A 22,746-nucleotide genomic window follows, 5' to 3' on the forward strand; every position below is an offset into this window, starting at 1 on the left:
AGCGTATTAGGCGAGGAACAAGACTTGACCGAGGTGACGACCACCGGAGCAGACCTGCCCCGGCTGCGCGAGCTCAACTCGCTGAGCATCGTGCGCGCGCTCCGCAATCACCCGCCGTCCACCGTCACCGAGCTGTCCCGGCGCACCGGCCTGTCCCGGCCGGCCGTCGACGTCATCGCACAGGGACTGGTCACCGACGGCTGGGCGAGCGTGCTGGAGCCCGGCGCCAGCAGCGCGGTCGGCCGCCCGGCCCGCCGATACCAGTTCCGGGCCGGCGCCGGCCACGTGCTCGGCGTCGACGTGGGCGTGCACAAGATACTGGCGTTGCTCGCCGATCTGGACGGCGACATCGTGCACAGCGTCCGCCACGCCGTCGATGCGCAGGCCGGTCCCGCCGAACGGCTCGCCGAGCTGGACGAGGTCGTCAGCGCCTGCCTGACCGGGGCGGGCAAGACACCGACGGACATCTGGGCGGTCACCGTCGCGGTCACCGGTGCCGTCGACTCGTCCGGCCGGACCAGCTTCTTCACCCCGCTGCCCGGCTGGAAGAGCGTCGACCTGGCCGCGCATCTGAGCGTCCGGTTCGACTGCCCGATCGTCGTCGAGAACGACTGCAAGCTGGCCGCCCTCGCCGAACGGTGGAAGGGCGCGGCGAGCGACGCCGACGACATCGTCTACCTGCTCGCCGGCATGCGCACCGGCGCCGGGCTGATCATCGACGGGGTTCTGCGCCGTGGTTTCGGCGGCGCGGCCGGCGAGATAGGCGCGCTCCCGCACGTCCGCTGGCTGAAGGCGCCCGGGCATCTGCAGAACTGCCCCGGCGTCCCGGAGACCGTCGGTCCCGACGACGCGGCCGCGTGGGTCTTCAACGCCGCCCGCGAAGGACACAAGGCCGCCCGCAGCGCCGTCAGCCGTTACGTCAAGGACCTCGCCGTCGGCGCCGCCGCCCTGGTGCTCACCCTGGACCCCCAGGTCGTCGTCTTCGGCGGCGGTTTCTCCCGCTCCGCCGACCTGGTGCTGGACCCGCTGCGCCGCGAGATCGAGCGCCTCTGCCTGCGCATGCCGGAGGTACGCGCCTCCACCCTGGGCGCGGACTCGGTCGCCCTCGGCGCCCTGAAGCTGTCCCTGAACGAGGTCGACCAGCGCCTGTTCAGCGCGGGCCTGTCCGCCCCGGTCGCACCCCGCCGCACGTGACGCGGACTTACGAGCTCAGGTAGCGCAGGACCGCCAGAACCCGGCGGTTGTCGGCCTCGTCCTGGGGCAGCCCCAACTTGTCGAAGATGTTCGCGACGTGCTTCTCCACGGTTCCGCCGGTCACCACGAGCGCGTCGGCGATGCCGGCGTTCGAACGCCCCTCGGCCATCAGCGCGAGCACATGGCGCTCGCGCGGGGTGAGCGCCGCCAGGCCGTCGGCGCGGCGGCTGGCGCGCAGCAGCTGGCCGACGACCTCGGGGTCGAGTGCCGTGCCGCCCGCGGCGACCCGCTCCAGCGCGTCGGTGAACTCGGCGACGTCGGCCACCCGCTCCTTCAGCAGGTAGCCGGCGCCCGCCGCGTTGCCCTCCAGCAGCCGGGACGTGTACTTGGTCTCGATGTACTGGGACAGCACCAGCACCCCGGTGCGCGGGTGCCGCTGGCGGATCTCGAGCGCGGCGCGCAGCCCCTCGTCGGTGTGCGTCGGCGGCATTCGGATGTCGGCCACCACGACGTCCGGCTGATGCTCGGCCACCGCGGCCAGCAGCGCGCCGCCATCGCCCACGGCAGCGCACACCTGGTGGCCGCGGTCCTCGATCAGCCGGGCCAGCCCGGCCCGGAACAGGGCCGCGTCCTCGGCGATCACCACTCGCACCCTCATGCGTGCAGGGGAAGTTCGACGGTGATCGTCGTCGGGCCGCCGGGCGGGCTCGCGATCGTGAGCCGGCCGTCCACCACGGCGACCCGTTGCGCGAGCCCGGACAGGCCGGTGCCCCGGGCCGGGTCGGCACCGCCCGTACCGTCGTCGGCGACGCTGAGCAGCAGGACGTCCCGCTGTCCGGCCGCCCGCACGGCGAGCTTGTTCGCGTAGCTGTGCTTGGCCGCGTTGGCCAGCAGTTCGGCGGCGCAGAAGTACGCGATGGTCTCGATCGCGGGGGTGGGCCGGACCGGGATGCTGACCTCCAGATCGACCGGGATCGCGCGGTCGGCGGCCAACGAGGCGAGGGCGTCCGCCAGCCCGTTGTCGAGCACCGGCGGGTGGATCCCGCGGACCAGGCTCCGCAGCTCACCGAGCGCGTCCTTGGCGCCCCGGAGCGCGGCGTCGACCAGCTCGCGGGCGGCGGCGGCGTCCCGGACCTCGCCGCTGGCGCCGAGCTTCTCCCGGGCCATGCCGAGGTTCATGGCCAGCGTGGCCAGCCGGATCTGCGCGCCGTCGTGCAGGTCCCGCTCGAGCCGCCGCAGCAGGGCGGCGGAGTCGTCCACGGCCAGCGCCCGGCTCTGCTCCAGGTGGTGCAACCGCTGCGCCAGCCGCCCGGGCCCGAGCAGGCCCCGGATCAGCCAGGCGTCGGCCGACGTGACGGCCCTGATGACCCACGGGGCGGCCAGCAGCATCGCCGCTCCCGCCGCGGCGGCGGCGAACGTGCCGGGCAGGGTCGCGACGCGGAACGTGCCCTCACCGAACATCCCGAACGGCGTGAACACCGGCACCGGGCTCAGCCGGACACCCGGCGGGTGGTTGCGGAACGCACCCCACCAGAGCGGGTAACTCAGGTTGACCAGCCCGCCGATCCAGAGGAACACGGCGTACAGCTCGAGCAGGCTGACCGGCAGCTTGGCCAATTGGTAGGCGATGACCCGCCAGCCGGCACCGTCGCGCGGGCCGGGCCAGGCCCGGCCGCCGGGACTCCGCCGCACCGGCGGCGGCGCCGCGACCCGTACCCCGAGCAGCCCGGCCGCGAGCCTGCGCTGCCCCGAGCCGAGCTTGCGGGCCGCTCCCGTCGACACCGCCAGCACGAGCAGCAGTCCCACGCAGACACAGGCGAGGGCCACGTGGGCCACGGACGGGTTGCCCCGTCCGCCATCGGCCACCAACCAGATCAGATCCACCGTGACGACGAAGAGCACCAGCGGATTGAGCAGCGCGGACGGCAGTCCGGCCAGGCAGAACAACAGCTCGCGGCCCAGGCGCCGGGTGAACGGCGCCGCGACCGCCGCGCGGGCGACCGCCCGCGGGTCCGCCGTCGACGTGGTCACCGGAACGCCCATGCCGCCATCCTCCCCTACGCGTCCCGCCGGGCCAGCAGCCATCCGCCGACCGCCAGTGCGATCACGGCGTACAGTGCCAGCACGCCGAGGCCGGCCCACGCGGACAAGAAGTCCGGACAGGACGCGCCGTCCGTGCCGCAGGTGACCGGCATGGTGGTGCTCAGCGAGTTCGCCACGATCAGGATCGGCATGTACGACGCCACGCCATGAGCCATGATGCCGATGAACTGCGCGACCACGTACACGCCGGCCACCAGCACCCCGACCGCGGCCGCGGTGTGCCGGATGATCGCGCCAAGGCCCAGGCCGAGCAGCCCGATCAGGCAGTAGGCGGCCCCGGTTACCGCGACCGCGCGCAGCACCCCGGGCTGGCCCAGCGTGGGTGCCGCGACGCCGTCGCGCAGCGTGGCCCCCACGGCGAAGAACGCGATGAACGACGCCGCCTCCCCGACGACCAGGGTCACAGCCCCGAACACCGCCGCCTTCGCCGCCAGGATCAGCGGGCGCCGCGGTACGGCGGCCAGCGTGGCCCGGATCGTTCCCGAGGCGTACTCGCTGGTCATGATCAGTACGCCGAGGACACCCGTCAGCAGCAGGCCGGGCACCACGCCGGCGAGCGCGTTGTTCGTCACGTCCCCCGAGGCGTTCCGGGTGTTCACACCCACGGCGACGCCGATCCCGACCGTACCGGCGGCCGTGACGACCAGGGTCCACCAGGTCGAACGCAGGCTGCGCAGCTTGATCCATTCCATCCGGGCCACCTGCGCCAGCCCGTACCGGCCGCTCGGCACGCGGGTCTCCGCGGTCGTGGTCATGACGTCGCCTCCTTCGCCGTGCTTCCCTGGTACTCGACCGCCGCGCTGGTGAGCCGGAAGAACGCGTCCTCCAGCGACGCCGACCCGGCGGACAGTTCGGCGACCGTGGTGTCCGCGAGCAACCGCCCCTGCCCGATCACCACGAGCCGCTCGGCGGTCAGCGCCATCTCACTGATCAGGTGGCTGGACACGAACACCGTGCGGCCCTGCGCGGCCAGCGACTTCAGCAGGTCGCGGATCCAGCGGACCCCCTCCGGATCCAGCCCGTTCACCGGCTCGTCCAGCAGCAGCACGGCCGGATCGCCGAGCAGCGCCGCGGCGACACCCAGGCGCTGCCCCATCCCGAGCGAGAACTTCCCGGCCCGCCGCCCGGCCGCGCCGGTCAGGCCGACCATGTCGAGCACCTCGTCGACCCGGGCCCGCGGGATCGCGTTGCTGGCAGCCAGCGCGGCCAGATGGCTGCGGGCGCTACGGCCCGGGTGGAATGCCCGGGCCTCCAGCAGCGCGCCGACCTCACGCAGCGGCCAGCGCAGCTCGCGGTAGCGGCGGCCGCCGACCCGCACCTGGCCGGTGTCCGGCCGGTCCAGCCCCAGGATGAGCCGCATCGTGGTGGACTTGCCCGACCCGTTGGGGCCGAGGAAGCCGGTGACGCTGCCCGGCCGCACGTCGAAGCTGAGCGCGTCGACCGCGACCGTCGGTCCGTATCGCCTGGTGAGATTCCGGGCCTCGATCACCCGAACTCCTTCCGTCGGTTGTTCCTACGGAAGATGACGCTAGGCAGGCGGCGGCGTGGCCGGGACCCGGCTGACGGCCGTCTTCGGCTGGGGGATTTCCCCCAGCCGAAGAGACTTCGTGGTCAGGGTCCTGCCCGGCCCAACGTGGGTGCTGTCTGGCGGCCGTTGAGACAGCATTGAGCGTGGGCCAAGCAAGATCACCTTCTAGCGGAGCTGGCCGGCGGCCAGTCCGCTCTGGACCTGGCGGTGGAACAGCAGGTAGCCGGCTATCACCGGCAGCATGGCTATGGTCATGCCGGCGAACAGGCCGCTGAAGTCGCCGCGGTAGCCCTCGTTCACCGCGAGCGCGGTCAGTCCCTGCGCCAGCACCCACTTGCGTTCCGCTCCCTCGCCCTGCATGAGCACGATCGGCAGCACGTACTGGTTCCACTGGAACAGGAAGTTGAAGATGCCGACGCTGACCAGCCCGGGCCGCGCCATCGGCAGCATGATCCGGAAGAACAGCCCGAAGTGGCCGCAGCCGTCGACCATCGCGGCCTCGGCCACCGAGGTGGGCAGGGTGCGGAAGAACGCGGTCAGGAAGAACACCGTGATCGGCAGCGAGTAGGCGGCGTAGACCAGGGTCAGGCCCGGCAGGGTGCCGAGCATGCCCAGGTTGCGGACCACGAAGAAGAGCGGGACCAGGGCCAGGAAGACCGGGAACATCATGCCGCCGACGAAGGCGTAGTAGACGATCCGGTTGCCGCGGAACCGGTAGCGGGCCAGGACGTACGCGGCCATGGCGCCGAGCAGCATGGTGAGGGTGAGCGCGCCGGTCACCACGAGGGCGCTGTTCAGGAAGTAGCGGCCGATGTGGGCCTCGTTCCAGGCGCGGCTCCAGTTCTCCCAGCGCAGCTCCGAGGGCAGGCCCCACGGTGAGGTCAGGATCTCCTCGTCGCTCTTGAACGAGCTGAGCACCGCCCATACCAGCGGCAGGGTGGTGAGTAGCGCCCAGACGGTCAGGAAGAGGTGGGAGAACACCGCCGGCCGGGCAGCGGCCGGCGGTGTCTCCACGGGTGGCGTCTGACGACGGGTCTCGGTCAGTACCGCCATCACAACTCCACCCGGTCACGGCGGGTCACCTGGAGGAACATGGCCGCCACGGTGAGGGTCAGGAAGAACATCGCCACGCCGATGGCCGACGCGTAGCCGAACTGCCCGTCGGCGAAGGCGGTCTTGTAGAGCCGCAGGCCGACCACGTCCGACGACGAGCTCGGCCCGCCGTCGGTGATGATCTGCACGATGGCGAACCCGTCGATCGCGATGATCGCCAGGTAGACCCAGGCGACCTGGATGGTGTCCCAGACCAGCGGCACGGTGATGCGGACCAGGGTGGTGACCCGGCTGGCGCCGTCCAGCAGCGCCGCCTCGTACAGGTCGCGGGGTATCGACTGCATGGCCGCGCTGAACAGGACCACGTAGAAGCCCACGTTCATCCAGATGAGTACGACCAGCACGCACCAGAACGAGAACCGGGGATCGCCCAGCCAGGCCATGGCCAGCCCGTCCAGGCCGACCGCGCGCAACGCTCCGTTGATCATGCCGGTGTGCGGGGCGTACATCTCCTTCCACAGCACGCCGATGATGGCCACCGACAGCACCTGCGGGAAGAAGTAGACGATGCGGTAGAAGCCGGCTCCGCGTACGCCGTGCACGCCCACCCGGTCCGCGCGGCCGCCCACGCTGATCATCGAGGCGAAGAAGAGCCCGAGCAGGATCGTCGCCACCGGCAGCAGCAGGAGCAGCAGCCCGTTGTGCCGCAGCGCGTTCCAGAAGTAGCCGTCGCCGAGCAGCCGCTGGAAGTTGTCCAGGCCGATGAACTCGTAGGTCGGGGACAGCCCGCTCCAGTTGGTGCCGGAGATCTGGAACGCCTGCGCGTACGGCGAGATGACGAAGATGCCGTACAGCAGCAGGGGTGGTATCAGGAAGGTGGCGATGAACAGTCGCTTTCCGCGCACGTCAGGCCCGCTTGTACTTCTTGATCGCGGGGTCCTGGGCGAACTCGTCGGCGGACTTCTGGACCTTGTCGCACCACTGCGCGGCGGTGATCCGCTTGGCGTACAGCTCGGCGCAGGCCGCGTCGATCCGCTCGCGTTCCAGCTTGCGGTAGTACGAGTTGTACAGCCAGGTGAACGTGCCGCCCTGGGCCGCGTCGATCATCCTGGTCACCGAGGTGAGGCCCGGGCCGAGTTCGATGCCGGCGCTGGAGCCCTGCACGGCGGTGAGGCTGCTGACCTTGCGGGTGAAGTCGGAGGCGCCCTTCTGGGAGAGCATGACCCGCAGGTATTCCAGGCCGCCGCGGACGTTCTTGCCCTTGCTCGGCACGATGAACGGCTCGCTGCCGGTGCCGCGGAACGCCTCGAACGGCATCTTGTCGCCGGTGGTGAGGCTGGGCGTGGGCGCGACGGCCATCCGGAAGTCCGGCGGGGTGACCGACTTCTGCTCGTTCTCCAGCCACGATCCGCAGGACAGGAAGGCGGCCTTGCCCCGGCACCACTCGGTCTGCGCCTGGATGTGGTCCATGCCCGCGGCGCCGGGTTGCAGGTAGCCGTCCACGGCCAGCTGGTAGTACGCCTCGGCGGCGGCCTTGACGGCCTCGTGCTTCCACGCGTTCGGCTCGAGGTTGTCCATCGCCTTGATCACCTCGATGCCGCCCATCTTCCCGGCGGCGGCGACGATCGGCCAGCTCATGTAGCGCGAGTGCTTGCCCGGGTACGTCCAGGGCGCGATCCCGGCCGCCTTGATCGTCTTGCAGAGGGCGATCATCTCGTCCCACGTCTTCGGGTACTCCCAGCCCCGGGACTCGAAGAGCTTCTGCGAGTACCAGATGCCGTAGGCCGAGTACGCGTAGTTCAGCGACAGGAACTTCCCGTCGTACGAGCCGACGTCGACGATGCCGGGCAGCAGGGTGTCGCGGACCTTCTTGTTCGGGTCGTCGAGGCTGGGGGCGTCGAGCAGTTCGCCGAGATCGGCCAACGCGCCCTGTGCGACCAGGCCGTTGAAGTCGATCTGACTGGCGCCGGAGTTGTTCACCACGTCCGGCGGGTCACCGGCGACGAAGCGGGGTTGCAGCGTCTCGGCGATCTGCTGGGTGGCCGAGTGCTTGATCTGCGCCTTGGGGTAGCGCTCCTGGTACATGCTCTGGTGCGCCTTGGCGTACTCCTCACCGAAGCCGCCGTTGAAGATGACCACCTCGAGGGCCGCGTCCTCCTTGACCCCGAGGGGGTTGTTCGCGCTCGTCGCGCCCTTGGCGTCGTCGGTGGAGTCGTCGCCGCCCATGGCGCAGCCGCCGAGTGCACCGGCCGCGGCGGCACCCGCCGCGCCCTGGATGAGCCCGCGCCGACTGATCTTGTATGTCATGTTCCGGCTCCCGTCTCTGCGTTCGGTGGGGTCCAGCCGTCGGCGGCGAAGGTGGTGCTGCCGTCGACGAGAATCGCTCCGGGCTCGATCACCCGGAGACGGTCGAGCAGGACGCCGCGGCCCTGGTTGGCGGCGTCGGTGCGGTAGCTGAAGCGCAGCTGGGTCGTGCCGGCCGGCACGCCGGCGGTGACCAGCCACCAGTGGCGGCCGCCGAAGCCGGTGAGCGTGCCGTCGCTGGTGAACGATTGGCGGCCCGAGCGCAGGGTCATCGGCACGGGCGTCCAGGTCGCGCCGTCGGCCGTCGACTCGACCGCTGCCGTGTCGAAGCGCGGCTCGGTGTCGTACCAGATAAGGAACGCGGCTCGCGCCTGCGTGCCGGCCGCGCGCCGCAGCGGCGCGGTCAGCGTCATGACGGCGCTGTCGCGCCGCTCCGTGCGCCAGGCCCGGCCCGCCTTGATCGGATGGGCGGCGGCGAAGGTACGCGCCAGAGCGCGCCGCGCCACGTTGTTGCTCCCCCACGCCCGGTCCGGGTGCACCCGGTTGCTGAGCAGGATGAGGAACGACTGGTCGAGCGGGTCGATGACGACCGACGTGCCGGTGAATCCGGTGTGCCCGAAGGTGACCGGCGAGGCCATCCCGTCCATGTACGCGTGCTTGCCCAGCTCGAAGCCGAGCCCGCGGGCGCTGTCCGGATACCGCGGCAGCAGGTCCGCGTTGTAGTTGACCAGGGCCTGCCGGACCATCGCCTCGGACAGCACACGCCGCCCCCGGTAGCTGCCCCCGTTGAGCAGCGTCTGGCACAGGATCGCGAGGTCGCCGGCGGTGGAGAAGACGCCCGCGTGCCCGGCGACACCGCCGAGCGACCAGGCGTTCTCGTCGTGCACCTCGCCCCGGACCATGCCACGGTTCACGTAGGGCTGGTACTCGGTGGCGGCGGTCCGGTCGCGCAGCTCGGGTCCGGGCCGGTAGCCGGTGTCGCGCATGCGCAGCGGCCCGGTCACCCCGTCGCGGACCGCGTCGGCGAGGGGTTTGCCGGTCACCCGCTCGATCAGTACGCCGAGCGCGATCAACCCGATGTCGGAGTAGACGTACTGCCTGCCGGGCGTGGACCCGGCGGTGACCGGGGTGGCCAGGGCGGCGGCGAGGCGCTGCTCGGGTGTCGGGAAGAGCGAGTAGAACGGCCGGAACGCGGGCAGCCCGGAGGTGTGGGTGAGCAGGTGCCGTACGGTCACCGCTTCCTTGCCGCCGGCCGCGAACTCCGCCACATAGCTCGCGACCGGCGCGTCCAGGCTGATCCGCCCGGCCTCGGCCTGCTGGAGTACCACGATCGTGGTGAACAGTTTGGAGATCGAGGCGAGGTCCCACACCGTGTCGGTGCGCGCCGGCACCCGCTGATCTGTCGGAAGTTCGACGATTCCGCCGGGACCGGCGGTGTAGCGGACCGCGTCACCGACGGCGAAGCGCGACACGACGACGCCGTGACGTGCGGCGAGCACGGTGGCGCCGGCATATGTCGGGCGGTCGGGGTGATCGGGTGTGGGCTCCAGATATGCCGCGGCGATCGCGGGCATCTCGGCGATCCGCTCCGGCAGCAGGCCGGCCTGGCGCGCGGTGCCGGAGCGCAGCACGTCGTGCCGGAACCGGATGTCCGCCGGGGTGACCACTGGCGCCTGAGCAGGCGCGGCAGCCGCCGGCGAGCCGATGACGAGACAGGCGAGCACGCAGAGCGGAGGCACGAACCGAAGCTTGATCATCAACGCCCCTCAATACGTCGATCCGTCGAGGATGGATGTTTCCTTCGTAAGTTGCAAGAGGGGCGAAGGTTATTGCCATGACCCGGCGAGCGGTCTACCTTCCGGAACCATGCGAACGCGCTCTGTCGCCCTCATCGCTCTCGCCGCGCTGGGCGTCACGATCCCTGCCATCCCGGCCACTGCATCGTCACCCATCGATTCATTGATGGCCCGGATGACCCTGCCGCAGAAGGTTGGCCAGCTCTTCACCACCTACGTCTACGGCAACGATGCGAACACACCGTCGGCCGAGAACCGGCGCCTTTACGGGGTGGATACCCCGGCCGAGGTCGTCGCGAAATACCATCTCGGCGGCGTCATCTACTTCGCCTGGACGAACAGCCTGCAGAATCCGCGCCAGATCGCCACGCTCAGCAACGGGCTCCAGGCCGCCGCCACCGGCGTCCCGCTGACCATCTCCACCGACCAGGAGCACGGCGTGGTGACCCGGATGCCGGCACCGGCCACCCAGTTCCCCGGCGGGATGGCGCTCGGCGCCGGGCGCAACCCGGTCGACGCGTACCGCACCGGGCAGGTCACCGGCACCGAACTGCGCGCGGTCGGCATCAACCAGGCCTGGGCCCCGGTGGCCGACGTGAACGTGAACCCGGCCAACCCGGTGATCGGGGTGCGCTCTTTCAGCAGTGATCCCAAGCTCGCCGCCGCGCTCACCGCCAGCCAGGTGCTCGGGCTTCAGGTCGGCGCGAACACCTCGGCGTCGGCGAAGCACTTCCCGGGGCACGGGGACACCGCGACCGACAGCCACACCGGCCTTCCGGTGATCAACCACACCCGTGAGGAGTGGCAGCGCATCGACGCGCCGCCGTTCCGGGCCGCGATCGCGGCCGGTGCCGACGCCATCATGAGCGCGCACATCGTGGTGCCGGCCCTCGATCCGGCCGGTGACCCGGCCACCCTGTCCCAGCCGATCATCACCGGGCTGCTGCGCGGCGAGCTCGGCTACCGCGGCGTGATCGTCACCGACTCCCTGGAGATGGCCGGGGTACGGCAGAAGTACGGCGACGAGCGGGTCCCGGTGCTGGCACTCAAGGCCGGCGTCGACATGCTGCTGATGCCGCCGAACATGCAGGTGGCGTACGACGCCGTGCTCGGCGCGGTGGCCTCCGGCGAGCTCACCGAGGCCCGCATCGACGAGTCGGTACGCCGCATCCTCACCCTGAAGCAGAAACGCGGCCTGCTCACCTGGAAGCCGCTCGACCCGGCCGCGGCCGAACGCGTCGTCGGCTCCCCCGCCCACGTCCGTGTCGCCCGGTCCGTCACCGACCGCACGGTCACCGCGATCCGCAACGACGCCGGCCTGCTGCCGTTCTCCGGTGGCGGAAAGTCGGTGCTGGTCACCGGGTGGAACTCCGGTGTCTACAACAACGTCGCGGTGCTGGCCGGAGCGCTGAACGCGACACCGCTGGTCGCGAACCAGCCGGACGACGCGAAGATCGCCGAAGTGGTGACGGCGGCCGGTTCCCGGGACATCACGGTGGTGCTGACCAACAATGCAGTCGACAGCCGGCAGCAGGCACTGGTCAAGGCGCTGCTCGGGACCGGAAAACCGGTCGTGGTGGTGGCCGTCCGGAACCCGTACGACATCGCGTACCTGCCGGGGGTGACCACCTACCTGGCCACCTACAGCTTCACCGGAGTCGCCATGGAATCGCTCGCCAAGGTCCTGCTCGGCACCACGCCACCGCGCGGCAAGCTGCCGGTCGAGATTCCCGGGCTCTATCCGTACGGGCACGGGCTGACCTGGAGCGTGCGGTGAAGCGCCGCGGGGTCCTGACCGCCGGTCTGGCAGGTGCCGCCGTCCTCTCCGCGGGTGCGGCGAAACCCGGCCTGCTCCCCCGCCTGCCCGTGCGGACCGGCATGGACAGGCTGGCCGCCGACGACTGGGCGGCGGTCCGCGGCGAACGCATCGGCATCGTCTCCAACCCGACCGGCGTGGACCGTTCCTACCGTCACCTGGTGGACCGGATGCACGCCGACGGCGTCACCATCGGCGGCGTCTTCGGGCCGGAGCACGGCTTCCGCGGCTCGGCGCAGGCCGGTGGCAGCGAGGGCACCGGGATCGACGCCCGCACCGGGCTGACCGTGTACGACGCGTACCTCGCCACCCAGGACAAGTGGGCGCAGATGTTCACCGCGTCCGGCGTACGCACGATCGTCTTCGACATCCAGGACGTCGGCGCCCGCTTCTACACCTACATCTACACGCTCTACGACTCGATGGCCGCGGCCGCCCGGCTCGGCCTGCGCTACGTGGTCCTCGACCGGCCGAATCCGATCGGCGGCCGCGCGTACGGGCCGATGATGACCGACGGATTCACCTCCGGCGTGGGCCGGCTGAAGATCGTGCAGCAGCACGGCATGACCGTCGGTGAGCTGGCCCGCTTCTACAACGGCGAGTTCCTCTCCGGCGACGTGAACCTTCAGGTGATCAACTGCACCGGCTGGACGGGACGGCTGCGCGCCGGTGACACCGACCTGCCGTGGGTGCTGCCCAGCCCGAACATGCCCACCCCGGACACCGCGATCGTCTACCCGGGCACCGGCATGTTCGAGGGGGTGTCGTCGCTGTCCGAGGGCCGCGGCACGACCCGGCCGTTCGAGCTGATCGGCGGGCCGGGCTTCGACTACCACTGGTGTGACCGGGTGGTGGCGCTGAACCTGCCCGGGGTGGAGTTCCGGGAGGCGTACTTCACGCCGACCTTCAACAAGTTCACCAACCAGCTCTGCGCCGGGATCGAGGTGAAGGTGACCGACCAGGCCGCCTTCGATCCGATCCGGACCGCGACCGGGATGCTGGTCGAGGCGCGCAAGTCACCGGCGTTCGCCTGGCGGGTGGACGGCGGCACGCGGTACTGGATCGACCTGCTCACCGGCTCGGCACGGCTGCGCACGATGATCGACGCGGGCGCGACGACCGGCGAGGTGGTCGGGGCGTGGGCCGAGGAGCTGGCCGCCTTCGACGCGCGGCGGCGGCCGTACCTGCTCTACTCCCGGCGCGGCTCGTGAGCACTGGGCTCCTGAGCGCTGCCGGAGGCTCGCGGCGGTTCCGCGGGAACTCCGGTCAGCCGCGCGTGGACCGCCGGCGGCACGGGGGCGCCGGCGAGCCGGCCGACGGCAAGCGCCGCGGCCCCGCACGCGCCGTCTCGCGCGGCGCGGGGCTCGGCGCCGGTCCGGGTGAGCAGGCCGGCACGTACCGCGCGGCTGACCGGGCCGGGTCGCAGAAGCACCGACCCGGCCAGCACCACGACAGCGCCGGGTGGCGGCCCGACGCTGTCGTAGGTGTGCAACAGCCGATCGGCCGCCGCGGCGCAGATCCGGGCGGCGACCGGGTCGCCCTGTTCGGCGGCGGCACTTACCGCGGGCGCCAGCCGGCCGAGCTCGGCGGGAGCAACAGCGAATCCGGCGGCGAGAAGGGCCTGCGCGACGGCCTCGTTGTCCGCGGCCGGCGCGACGGCCTCACGATCAGCGACGGCATCATGATCGGCGGCCGGCGCGGCGGCCTCATGATCGGCGGCCGGCGTGATGCCGAAGTGCGTGCAGGCCGTGCCGACCAGGGCGGTCGGCTCGCCGCGGCCGTCGAGCGCGGCGAGCACCGCCCGCAACGCACGCACCCCGATCCACACCGCCGAGCCCTCATCACCGAGCAGCCAGCCGTACCCGTCGCAGCGACGCCGCAGCTCGCCACCAGCGAACCGGGCCGCCAGGGCACCCGTGCCGGACAGCAGCAGCACGCCGTCCGGCTCGGCCGTGCCGGCCGCGTACGCGACCTCCAGATCGGTCACCGTGACCACCTCGCCGCTCAGCCCGGCCTCCCGCCAGGCACGGAGTGCCGCCGCGCGGAACGCCTCCCGGCCGGCACCGGCCGAACCGGCCGCGCCGAGCACCCCGAGACGCACGCCGGCCCGGTCGACCGCGCCCAGCGCGGCGGTCAGCGCCGCAACCAGCGTCCCGCTCACCTCGCCGCCGCTGCTGTTGCGATTAGCGCCGCCGGCCACACCCCGGCCCACCACGGCGCCGTCGAGGGTCGCCACCACACACCGCGTGGTCGTGGCACCCGCATCGACCCCGACCACCATCGCCGCGCTCATAGGTGAAGAATATTGACCACCGACACCGAGCAAAGGAAGCTTTTTTCCATGACAGCTGAAACGGTGGTACGAGCACGCGGTTTGCTGCCGTCACTGTCGCCGGCCGAGCAGCGGGTGGCTCAGGTGATCATCGATGAGGCGGCCACCGCCTCCCGGCTCACCATCACCGACCTCGCCGAGCGGGCCGGCTCCAGCGAGACCACGGTGATCCGGTTCTGCCGGGCGATGGGCTTCGCCGGCTACTCCGAGCTGCGGTTGACCCTCGCGGCCGAGTCCGGACGGGTGTCCGAGACCGTCGACGAGGCGGTGGGCAGCGACATCAGCGAGAGCGACGACCTCGCCCAGGTGGTCAAGAAGATCGCCTTCGCGGACGCCCGGGCGGTCGAGGAGACCGCCTCGCAGATCGACATCGCCGTGCTGGAACAGGTGGTCGACCTGGTCGTCGGGGCACGGCGGGTGGACATCTACGGCGTGGGCGCGAGCGCCTTCGTGGCCACCGACTTCCAGCAGAAACTGCACCGGATCGGCCGGGTGGCGTACGCGTGGAGCGACACCCACGTGGCCCTGACCAGCGCCGCCCTGCTGGACCAGCGGGACGTGGCGTTCGGCATCTCGCACACCGGCACGACCAGCGACACCATCGACGCGTTCACCGAGGCAAGACGGCACGGTGCGCGTACGGTCGCGCTGACCAACTTCCCCAAGTCGCCGATCACCCGGGTCGCCGATCTGGTGCTGACCACCGCGGCCCGCGAGACCACGTTCCGGTCCGGCGCGATGGCCAGCCGGCTGGCCCAGCTCACCGTCATCGACTGCGTGTTCGTCGGCGTCGCGCAGCGCACCTACCAGCAGACCAGGACCGCGCTCGACGCCACCTACGCGGCGGTACGCGATCGGCGGATCGGCCCCGACCGGAGCCGCGGATGAGGCCCGTGGACGAGGTGCCCCTCTCGCGCACCGAGCAACGTAATCCGCGCAGCGCCTCGATCGACCGGATGTCCACGCTGGAGCTGCTGCAACTGATCAACGCCGAGGACTGTCAGGTGCCGGTGGCGGTCGCCGGCGTACTGCCCGAGCTCGCCGCCGCGGTCGAACTGGCGGTGGCGGCGCTCGCCGGCGGGCACCGGGTGCACTACGTCGGCGCCGGCACGTCGGGCCGGATCGCGGTGCTCGACGCGGCCGAGCTGATCCCCACGTTCGGGCTGGAGCCGGGCCGGGTGGTGGCGCACATCGCGGGCGGGTCGCCGGCGCTCACCCGGCCGTCCGAGGCGGCCGAGGACGACGAGGAGGCCGGAGCCGCGGCGGCCGCCGACGTCAGCGCGGGAGACCTGGTGGTCGGGGTGACGGCGAGCGGGCGTACGCCGTACGTCCGTGCGGCTCTCATCGCCGCGCGTGCTCGCGGCGCGCGCACCGTGCTGGTGTCGGCGAACCCGGCCTCGCCGATCGCACCCGGCGTGGATGTGCACGTCGCGCCGGACACCGGGCCGGAGGTGCTCACCGGTTCCACCCGGATGAAGGCCGGCACGGCGCAGAAGCTGGTGCTCAACGCCTTCTCCACGGCGACGATGGTGCGGCTCGGCCGCACCTACTCGAACCTGATGACCGACATGCTGGCCAGCAACGCCAAGCTGCGCGACCGGCAGCTGCGCATCCTGGCCGAGGCGACCGGCGCGGACGTGGAGAGCTGCCGGGACGCGTTGCGCGCGGCCGGCGGCGACGCGAAGGTGGCGGTGGTGACCCTGATCTCCGGCGCCGCCGCCGAGGTGGCCGGTGCGGCACTGGCCGAGACGGACGGGCACGTCCACCGGGCGTTACGCCTGCTCGATCACCACATCGGCTGAGCGTCACACGTTCTTGCCGAGGAACTCCAGAATGCGGGCGGACACCGCGAGGTAGTCCGGGTTGCCGGGATTCAGGTACTGCCCGTGTCCCGCGCCGGGGATCTCGACGAACTGCTTGCGCCACGGCACTGCGTCGTACGCGGCCCGCCCGGCCTCGATCGGCACCACGGGATCCCGGTCGCCGTGCAGGAACAGCACCGGGACGCCCGGCCCGGCGAACGCGGCGGCCGGGCGGCGGCCGGCCACCGACACGGCGGCCCGCAGTCCCGGCGAATGCCCCTGGCGAAGCATGCCGAGGGTGGTGGTGCCGCCGGCCGAGAAGCCCACGGCCGCGACGCGCCCGCTGTCCAGATGCGGCGCGAGGTCGCCGGAGGTCAGTTCCGTCAGGACGTACGCCGCGTCCGCGGACTGCCGCCGGATGTCACCCGCGTCGACCTTCACGTTCCCGTTGGTGTGCGGATAGGTGGGAGCGGCGACGACGTACCCGGCTTCCGCCCAGCCGGTGGCGAGCGGCTCGAACTGCTCGGGCAGGCCGCCGAGGCCGTGGCTGAACAACACGATCGGGTGCCGGCCGGCCGCCATGCCGGCGCCGTCCGGCCCGCTCCGGTACCAGAGCGTGGTGGGCAGCGGCCGTCCCTTGCCGCGGGCGAGCTGGAGGACCCGGGTCACGACCGCCGGGCCGGCGTGTGCCCGCGGCCCGGTGCCACACCCGGCCACCAGCACCAACACCGCCGTCACCATCGCACCGAGCCCCCGCATGCCGCGACCCTACGAAGCGGGCATCGACGTGGGCGAGAGCGTTGCGGACGGAGTCACTCCCCGTTCGGGCGGTCGGCGTCGTACCGCAGCGTGCGCGGGGGCAGCCGATCGGCTGCCCGGTCACGCGATCAGCTGACCGAAGCGCACGCCGGTGGACTGCTCGGAAAGCTCCCACAGGCGGCGGCCGTTGTCGGTGTCGGTGGCGGCCGCGGAGAGCTCTCGCACGGCGGGGTACCCACGTAGCTCACCCGGGCCGTCGGGAGCGATCAGCTGGCCCGGCTGCGCCCCGGGAGCGGTCGCCGCGAAAAGCTGGGGCCAGGCACCCCGGGCGACCGGCTGGGCGAGCAGGCGGTTGCCGACCGTGCCCAGCAGGAAACGCCACATCGGCGTCGTGGCACTGGTCTGCAGGTTCGTGGCCGTGTACCCGGGATGGGCGAGAATGCTGCTCAGCGGACTGTTCGCCGCGCTGAGGCGGCGGTGCAACTCGTAGCCGAACATCGCGTTGGCCAGCTTGGTGGTGTTGTAGGCGCCCATCGGCGAGTAGCGGCTGGGCTCGAGAAACGGCAGCCGGGCCCGGCGGTGGTTGACCGAGGTGACCGTGACGACGCGGGGCCCGGTGCCGGCCAACAGCAGGTCGAGCAGGAGGCCGGTCAGGGCGAAGTGGCCCAGATGGTTGGTGGCGAACTGCAACTCGTGGCCCTGCGGGCTGAGCGTGTGCGGCGTGGCCATCACGCCGGCGTTGTTGATCAGGACGTCGAGGTGGCGGTGGTCGTCGTGCAGCCGGGCGGCGAACTCGCGTACCGAGTCCAGGTCGGCCAGGTCGAGCCTGCGGATCTCGGCGGTGTCGCCGGCGGCACGGCGGGCCTTCGCCTCGTCGCGGACGGCCAGCACCACCCGGGCACCCCGGGCGGTCAACGCCTGGGTGGTGGCCAGGCCCAGCCCGCTGGTCGCTCCTGTCACCACCATAGTGCGACCGGTCAGGTCGGGCATCAGGTCCGGGGTCCAACGGTCAGCTCTCATGCGCCCAAACGTGCCGCACATGGCACAGAGTGTCAAGCGCGGCATGGCGTAACATCGGCGCATGGCAGAACACCCGCGCAGCACGCTGGCCGAACGCAAACGCCGGCTGGTCGCCGACGAACTGCGGGACGCGGCACTGATGCTGCTCGCGAGCCGCGGGTTCGACACGGTGACCGCGGATGACATCGCCGCGGAGGCCGGCATGTCGCGGCGGACATTCTTCCGCTACTACGCCTCCAAGGAGGACGTGGTCGTCCGATTCCTGGCCGACATGGGCGAGATCGTCCTCGCCACCCTCGCCGAGCGGCCGCGCACCGAGCCGCCGTCGGTCGCGTTGCGCGAGGCGATCTGGACGCCGCTTGCCGAGGCGTGCACCGACGACCACGCCGACCACATCGAGCGCTCCCGGGTAGTGGTCCGGCTGATCCTGGACACCCCGGCCCTGTACGCCCGCTGGATGGAACGCCAGACCGAGTTGCGCGCCGGGCTCGCTGCCGAACTGGCCGCTCGCCACGACCTCGATCCGCACGACGATCCCTATCCGCGGATGGCGGCCGGGATGGCCCTGCTGGCCTTCGACACGGTGCTCGAACAGTGGCGGCCCGGCGATGACGAGCAACGCCTCGCCGAGCTGACCGACCAGGCGTTCGCCGTGGCCGCTCCGGCGCTGGACAACCCGAGACGGTGAGTAGCGCCCGGCCGGTCAGTGGTCGTTGCCAGAGAATTTCGGCCGCGATACGTTGCAGCCATCGACAAGCATCATTGCTGGAGGTCGAGCCGCATGTCATCGCACATCAGTCGCCGCGGCATCCTGGCCGCGGGAGCCGGCGCTGCCGCCGGCCTGGCGCTGCCCGGCGCCGCCGCTTCCGCCAATGGTCACCCCGCCACCCGAGTCGGCTTCACCCTCAACGCGTGGACGCTCGACGGTGGCGAGCAGGTCACCTCGATCACCCTGCACACCGCCCGGCTCGGCCCGATCGATCCGGCGAGCCTGAGCACCGGCACGTTCAGCGTGCACGCCAAGGCGACCAGCCCGATCCCCCTGGCGCCGGGGGACCTGATCTTCAGCGAGTACGACCTGGACCGGGCGGTGACCGGGGTCCGGCTCGACCGCCGCGGCAACATCGTGCTCGAACTCGCCTACGCCGAGGGCCAGGTCGGTGGCGGCACCCTCGGCTACATCGTGAGCCGGGGCCGTAACGTCCGGCTCGATCTGGTCTACACCATCACGCAGAACGCCCCGATCGTGGTGCGTGGCGGCCGTCCGGTGACCATCTCCCGCTTCGAGCAGGGCCGGCTGTCCAACCCCGAGGTGGACGCGTTCAGCTACCACGTCTCCGGCTCCGGCATGAAGTACCGGCTGTACTCGCCGCGTACCTCCCGCAAGCGGCCGCTGATCGTCTGGCTGCACGGCGGAGGCGAGGGCGCCTCCCTGCCGGACGGCTACTACGACAACGAGACCACGCTGCGGGCCAACCGTGGTGCGCTGGGCTTCGCCACCCGGGAGGCACAGCGGATCTTCTCCGGCGCCTACGTCGTGGCTCCGCAGAGCACCTCCTACTGGATCGAGGACGGGCCCCGGTTCGCCCCGCTGATCCGCGAGATCATCCGGGATCTCGTACGCCGGCACGGCATCGACCGCGACCGCATCTACGTGGCCGGCGCCAGCAACGGCGGCTACATGAGCATGAAGATCACCGCGATCTACCGCGACCTGTTCGCCGCGTCCGTGCCGATCTGCGGCGTGGTGACCGCCCTGCGGCCCGGCGACCCGCCGCTGATCACCGATGCGGAACTGGCGAGCATCCGCACCCCCACCTGGCTGGTCACCTCCCTGGACGACGACACCGTGCCGCCCGAGCCGAACACCATCCACGCTCACGACGTGATCCCGGGCGCGCTGCAGACCCTCTACGAACACGTGATCTGGAACGGCCACCAGTTCCCCGGCCACTGGTCCTGGATCTACGTGGCCCGCAACGACCCGAGCATCAACGGCACGCACATCTGGCAATGGATGGCCCGCCAGCGCCGCTAGACGGCTTCCGTAGTCAGGCTCTTGTCCGGCCCAACGTAGGTGCTGCCTTGCGGCCGTTGAGACAGCATTGAGCGTGGGCCAAGAAAGATCACCGCTTGGGCACCCTGACTACGGATTTCGGGGTACGCGCGACCGGCCGTTCCCGCCGGAACCGGCCCGTCCCCGCTCTCCCAGCGCGAGCCTTCGCTGCCCGGCGCGGCCCCAGCGCGACCGCCGGGAAACAGCATCACCGCGGCCGGGCGCGGATCGGGGGGCGAAGCGGACGGGCACCCCGGACACCCCGCCCCCGGCCCGCCGCCGCCATAACCCCCCCCCGCGGGGGGGGGGGGGGGGGGGGGCCCCCCCCCCCCCCCCCACCGCGATCACCCGTCCCCAGCCGCCGATCAGCCACCGCCGACGAAACCGCCCTCCACGACCACCGCGCTACCCGGCGTCACCCCAGACCACCGCCATCACGGCCGCACAAGCGCGCCCCGGCCCCGCCGGGCCCAGCCGGCAGCAACCCACCCGGCCCCTCCTAACGTTCGCCATCGACGGCCAGCCGCCACCAGCCGTCGCCCGCGCACCGCGCGTCGGGCGCAAGTGCCGGCCCGAACTCGCCGCGCTGCGGCCTGGGGCGGCTCGACATCGCCGCGCGCCCCCTTTCCCCTGCCGCCGGGCTCACCCGGCTGGACCGAGCCACCGAGCGACAGTTCCACTCGGTGCCTTACCGCCGGTCGAACCCCGCCCGTGCTTACGTGCGGCCGGCGCACCGGGCTGGCGCCCAACGACGGCCCGGTGTGCGCATGGCCATCACCCGCGCTGGGCTGCGGTTCATGCGCACGGGGCGCTGTTTCCCGGCGGTCGCGCTGGGGCCGCAACGGCAGCGAAGGCTCGCGCTGGGAGAGCGGGGACGGGGTCGGCTTCGGCGGGACGGCCGGTCACCCGTACCCCGGAAGGGCGGAACCGGGAAGCGGACCTTGACCACGAAAGTCCGGCTAGAGAGCTTCCGTAGTCAGGGTCCCCAAGCGGTGATCTTGCTGGGCCCACGCTCGATGCTGACTCGAAATCGGCCGCCAGACAGCACCCACGTTGGGCCGTACATGGGCTCTAGGCGCGACGGGGCGACAGCGTGTAGCTGAACGAGATGGCGAAGTCGATCAGCAGCACGATGCCCCAGGGCGCCATCACGTGCCAGATCGGCAGGGCGCGGTCGAGGCCGCCCGCGATCAGGGTGAACAGGGCCAGGATGGCGGCGGCCAGGGCGTATGCCAGGAGGTGCCGGAGCCACTGGCGGCGTTCGCGGGAAGCGTGCTCGTGCCCGGCGCGGGGTTTCGGCGCGGGGGCCGGGCCGCCGGCGAAGCGGTGGGCGACGCGCTCGTCGGCCCAGCGCATCATCTGGTGGCCGAAGGCGACCGAGACGCCGAGGTAGATGGCGGCGAGCCCGTGGGCGATGCCGGCCTCCCCGCCGGTGCGCAGGTCGAGCGCGGAGACCACGAGCAGCAGCACGTCGACCAGCGGCACCGAGACCAGCAACAGCGCGCCGAGGGTGGGGCGGCGCAGCACGTAGCGGGTGAGCAGGCCGGCGAGCAGCAGCACCCAGAACCCGATCTCGCACGCGACGATCACCGCGATCACAATGACTCCTTATTTAGCACGGTCGTGTTACAAACCTTTATAACACGATCGTGCGAGAATGGCGCCATGCCGAAGGTCGTGGATCATGAGGAGCGCCGGCTGGAGCTGGCCGGTGCGGTCTGGCGGGTGATCGCCCGGGACGGCGTCGCCCAGGTCTCCATCCGGACCGTCGCCGCCGAGTCGGGGTGGTCCTCCGGCGCGCTAAGGCATTACTTCGCCACCCGCGACGAGCTGCTCGCCTTCGCCTGCGAGCAGGTGATCGAGCGGGTCTCCGCACGCATCCGCGACACCCGGCCGGACGGCAGCCCGCGGGAGGCGATCCGCCGGCTGCTGCTGGAGACCATGCCGGTCGACGAGGAACGGCACACCGAGGCGTCGATCGCCTTCTCGTTCCTGGCGCTCGGGCTCGGCGACCCGGCGCTGGCCCGGGTGCAGCGCCTGCACCTGACCGGCATGGCCCAACTCTGCGAGTCGCTGGTGCCGCACCTCGTGCCGGAGGCCGGCGCGGAGCGGCAGCGCAGCCTGGCCCGCCGCCTGCACGCGGTGGTGGACGGGCTGACCGTGCACGTCCTGGCCGACCATCTGAGCCCGGCGGAGATGGTCGCCGAGCTGGACGCCTTCCTGGACGAGCTCAGCGCCTCGTGAGCTCGGCGATCCGGGCCCAGGCCGGCGACGACACGGCGGCCGTCGCGGCGGCCAGCCGGGCGATCGCCGGATCGGGTAGCAGGCCGGACTCGGGTTCGGGGTCGTTCTCGGCGTACCAGCGGCGGGTCCGGTCGGCCAGTGCGGGCAGGCGCGGGTCGGCGGGTGACCAGTCGAAGGCGGCGTCGTAGTCGAGGTACAGGGCGCGGAACTCGGGGTCGGCGATGGCGGCCAGCTTGCCGGCGGCCCAGGCGGCCGCCTGCTCCGGCTCCACGGCCTGCAGCAGGATCCACAGCTCGCGTTCGAGCAGGACGGTCCGCTCGCTGATCCCGATCTCGCGCAGCCGGTCCAGATAGCCCGCGACCTGCTCGGAGACGAACAGCCGGTCACCGCCCTGGAGCTGGGCGATCCGCTGCCGGGTCCGGCGGATCTCGGCGGACCGCTGCCGCAGCGCCCGGTCGATCTCGTCGATCGCCGTGCCGAATCGCTCCGGCCCGGCGGCGAGCAGCTCCCGGATCCGGGCCAGCGGCACTCCGGCCTGCGCCAAGGTTCTGATCTTGACGAGCTGGACGGCGTGCTCCGCGCCGTACCTGCGGTAGCCGGACGTGTCGCGAGGCGGCTCGGGCAGCAGGCCGCGATCGTGATAGGTCCGCACCGCCTTGATGGTCACGCCGGCATAGCCGGCGAGCTGACCGATGGTCAGCAGGTGCCTGCCACCGGCCGGCTCGTCGCTCATGGACCG

At 71.8% G+C, this 22,746-nt stretch carries 21 protein-coding genes; 8 read left to right on the forward strand and 13 right to left on the reverse strand.

All coding sequences use genetic code 11. The features are described 5' to 3' along the window. Positions 1–33: 33 nt before the first annotated feature. Complete coding sequence (locus tag I4J89_RS20370; RefSeq protein ID WP_196415789.1) at positions 34–1,194, forward strand: ROK family transcriptional regulator; 1,161 nt, start codon at positions 34–36, stop codon at positions 1,192–1,194. A gap of 7 nt (positions 1,195–1,201) precedes the next feature. On the opposite strand, the gene I4J89_RS20375 is transcribed toward I4J89_RS20370, so the two are convergent. The 8 genes from I4J89_RS20375 to I4J89_RS20410 all read right to left on the reverse strand — a co-directional run bounded on the left by I4J89_RS20375 (position 1,202) and on the right by I4J89_RS20410 (position 9,939). Next, positions 1,202–1,846 carry a response regulator gene (locus I4J89_RS20375; protein ID WP_309238406.1) on the reverse strand — a complete coding sequence of 215 codons (645 nt, stop codon included), beginning with the start codon at positions 1,844–1,846 and terminating at the stop codon, positions 1,202–1,204. 2 nt (positions 1,847–1,848) lie between these two features. Next, complete coding sequence (locus tag I4J89_RS20380) at positions 1,849–3,237, reverse strand: sensor histidine kinase (RefSeq protein WP_196415592.1); 1,389 nt, start codon at positions 3,235–3,237, stop codon at positions 1,849–1,851. Between the two features lie 14 nt (positions 3,238–3,251). Continuing rightward, positions 3,252–4,052, reverse strand: a complete 801-nt coding sequence (locus I4J89_RS20385) for an ABC transporter permease subunit (RefSeq protein WP_230859296.1) — start codon at positions 4,050–4,052, stop codon at positions 3,252–3,254. Beyond that, positions 4,049–4,786, reverse strand: a complete 738-nt coding sequence (locus I4J89_RS20390) for an ABC transporter ATP-binding protein (RefSeq protein WP_196415593.1) — start codon at positions 4,784–4,786, stop codon at positions 4,049–4,051. The genes I4J89_RS20385 and I4J89_RS20390 overlap by 4 nt, the downstream gene beginning before the upstream one ends. A gap of 204 nt (positions 4,787–4,990) precedes the next feature. Further along, positions 4,991–5,878: a carbohydrate ABC transporter permease gene (locus tag I4J89_RS20395; protein WP_196415594.1), complete on the reverse strand. Its 888-nt coding sequence runs from the start codon at positions 5,876–5,878 to the stop codon at positions 4,991–4,993. Next, positions 5,878–6,783, reverse strand: coding sequence for a carbohydrate ABC transporter permease (locus I4J89_RS20400; RefSeq protein ID WP_196415595.1), 906 nt, complete (start codon positions 6,781–6,783; stop codon positions 5,878–5,880). The genes I4J89_RS20395 and I4J89_RS20400 overlap by 1 nt, the downstream gene beginning before the upstream one ends. 1 nt (position 6,784) lies before the next feature. Further along, the gene (ngcE, locus tag I4J89_RS20405; RefSeq protein ID WP_196415596.1) at positions 6,785–8,185 is read right to left on the reverse strand and encodes an N-acetylglucosamine/diacetylchitobiose ABC transporter substrate-binding protein; all 1,401 of its coding nucleotides are present in this window, start codon (positions 8,183–8,185) and stop codon (positions 6,785–6,787) included. Further along, complete coding sequence (locus I4J89_RS20410) at positions 8,182–9,939, reverse strand: serine hydrolase domain-containing protein (RefSeq protein WP_196415597.1); 1,758 nt, start codon at positions 9,937–9,939, stop codon at positions 8,182–8,184. The genes ngcE and I4J89_RS20410 overlap by 4 nt, the downstream gene beginning before the upstream one ends. Positions 9,940–10,048: 109 nt before the next feature. On the opposite strand from I4J89_RS20410, the gene I4J89_RS20415 reads away from it, so the two are divergent. Both I4J89_RS20415 and I4J89_RS20420 read left to right on the forward strand, forming a co-directional pair. After that, complete coding sequence (locus tag I4J89_RS20415) at positions 10,049–11,755, forward strand: glycoside hydrolase family 3 protein (RefSeq protein ID WP_196415598.1); 1,707 nt, start codon at positions 10,049–10,051, stop codon at positions 11,753–11,755. After that, the gene (locus I4J89_RS20420; RefSeq protein WP_196415599.1) at positions 11,752–13,005 is read left to right on the forward strand and encodes an exo-beta-N-acetylmuramidase NamZ family protein; all 1,254 of its coding nucleotides are present in this window, start codon (positions 11,752–11,754) and stop codon (positions 13,003–13,005) included. Before I4J89_RS20415 ends, I4J89_RS20420 begins: the two co-directional genes overlap by 4 nt. On the opposite strand, the gene I4J89_RS20425 is transcribed toward I4J89_RS20420, so the two are convergent. Further along, a complete protein-coding gene (locus tag I4J89_RS20425) occupies positions 12,984–14,087 on the reverse strand; it encodes an N-acetylglucosamine kinase (protein ID WP_230859297.1) in 1,104 nt (367 codons plus the stop codon). The genes I4J89_RS20420 and I4J89_RS20425 overlap by 22 nt on opposite strands. A 48-nt stretch (positions 14,088–14,135) precedes the next feature. Between I4J89_RS20425 and I4J89_RS20430 the strand changes: the two genes are divergently transcribed. After that, positions 14,136–15,014 carry a MurR/RpiR family transcriptional regulator gene (locus I4J89_RS20430; protein ID WP_196415600.1) on the forward strand — a complete coding sequence of 293 codons (879 nt, stop codon included), beginning with the start codon at positions 14,136–14,138 and terminating at the stop codon, positions 15,012–15,014. Then, the gene (murQ, locus tag I4J89_RS20435) at positions 15,011–15,928 is read left to right on the forward strand and encodes an N-acetylmuramic acid 6-phosphate etherase (RefSeq protein WP_196415601.1); all 918 of its coding nucleotides are present in this window, start codon (positions 15,011–15,013) and stop codon (positions 15,926–15,928) included. Before I4J89_RS20430 ends, murQ begins: the two co-directional genes overlap by 4 nt. A gap of 3 nt (positions 15,929–15,931) precedes the next feature. Here murQ and I4J89_RS20440 read toward each other — a convergent pair whose 3' ends face one another. After that, positions 15,932–16,687, reverse strand: a complete 756-nt coding sequence (locus tag I4J89_RS20440; RefSeq protein ID WP_196415602.1) for an alpha/beta hydrolase family protein — start codon at positions 16,685–16,687, stop codon at positions 15,932–15,934. A 120-nt stretch (positions 16,688–16,807) separates the two neighbouring features. Continuing rightward, positions 16,808–17,707, reverse strand: coding sequence for an oxidoreductase (locus I4J89_RS20445; protein ID WP_196415603.1), 900 nt, complete (start codon positions 17,705–17,707; stop codon positions 16,808–16,810). Between the two features lie 61 nt (positions 17,708–17,768). Here I4J89_RS20445 and I4J89_RS20450 point away from each other — a divergent pair, with 61 nt between their 5' ends. Continuing rightward, complete coding sequence (locus I4J89_RS20450; RefSeq protein WP_196415604.1) at positions 17,769–18,395, forward strand: acyl-CoA-like ligand-binding transcription factor; 627 nt, start codon at positions 17,769–17,771, stop codon at positions 18,393–18,395. Positions 18,396–18,488: 93 nt separating this feature from the next. Next, positions 18,489–19,745: a prolyl oligopeptidase family serine peptidase gene (locus I4J89_RS20455; RefSeq protein WP_196415605.1), complete on the forward strand. Its 1,257-nt coding sequence runs from the start codon at positions 18,489–18,491 to the stop codon at positions 19,743–19,745. 1,089 nt (positions 19,746–20,834) lie between these two features. Here the strand turns inward: I4J89_RS20455 and I4J89_RS20460 are convergent. Continuing rightward, the gene (locus I4J89_RS20460) at positions 20,835–21,365 is read right to left on the reverse strand and encodes a hypothetical protein (protein WP_309238407.1); all 531 of its coding nucleotides are present in this window, start codon (positions 21,363–21,365) and stop codon (positions 20,835–20,837) included. Between the two features lie 63 nt (positions 21,366–21,428). Between I4J89_RS20460 and I4J89_RS20465 the strand changes: the two genes are divergently transcribed. Continuing rightward, a complete protein-coding gene (locus I4J89_RS20465; RefSeq protein WP_196415607.1) occupies positions 21,429–22,007 on the forward strand; it encodes a TetR/AcrR family transcriptional regulator in 579 nt (192 codons plus the stop codon). On the opposite strand, the gene I4J89_RS20470 is transcribed toward I4J89_RS20465, so the two are convergent. Continuing rightward, positions 21,994–22,740, reverse strand: coding sequence for a MerR family transcriptional regulator (locus I4J89_RS20470; protein ID WP_230859298.1), 747 nt, complete (start codon positions 22,738–22,740; stop codon positions 21,994–21,996). The two genes, I4J89_RS20465 and I4J89_RS20470, sit on opposite strands and share 14 nt — an antisense overlap. Positions 22,741–22,746: the final 6 nt, after the last annotated feature.

Origin of the sequence: Actinoplanes aureus, assembly GCF_015704865.1 — a bacterium.
Classification (GTDB): Bacteria; Actinomycetota; Actinomycetes; order Mycobacteriales; family Micromonosporaceae; genus Actinoplanes; species Actinoplanes aureus.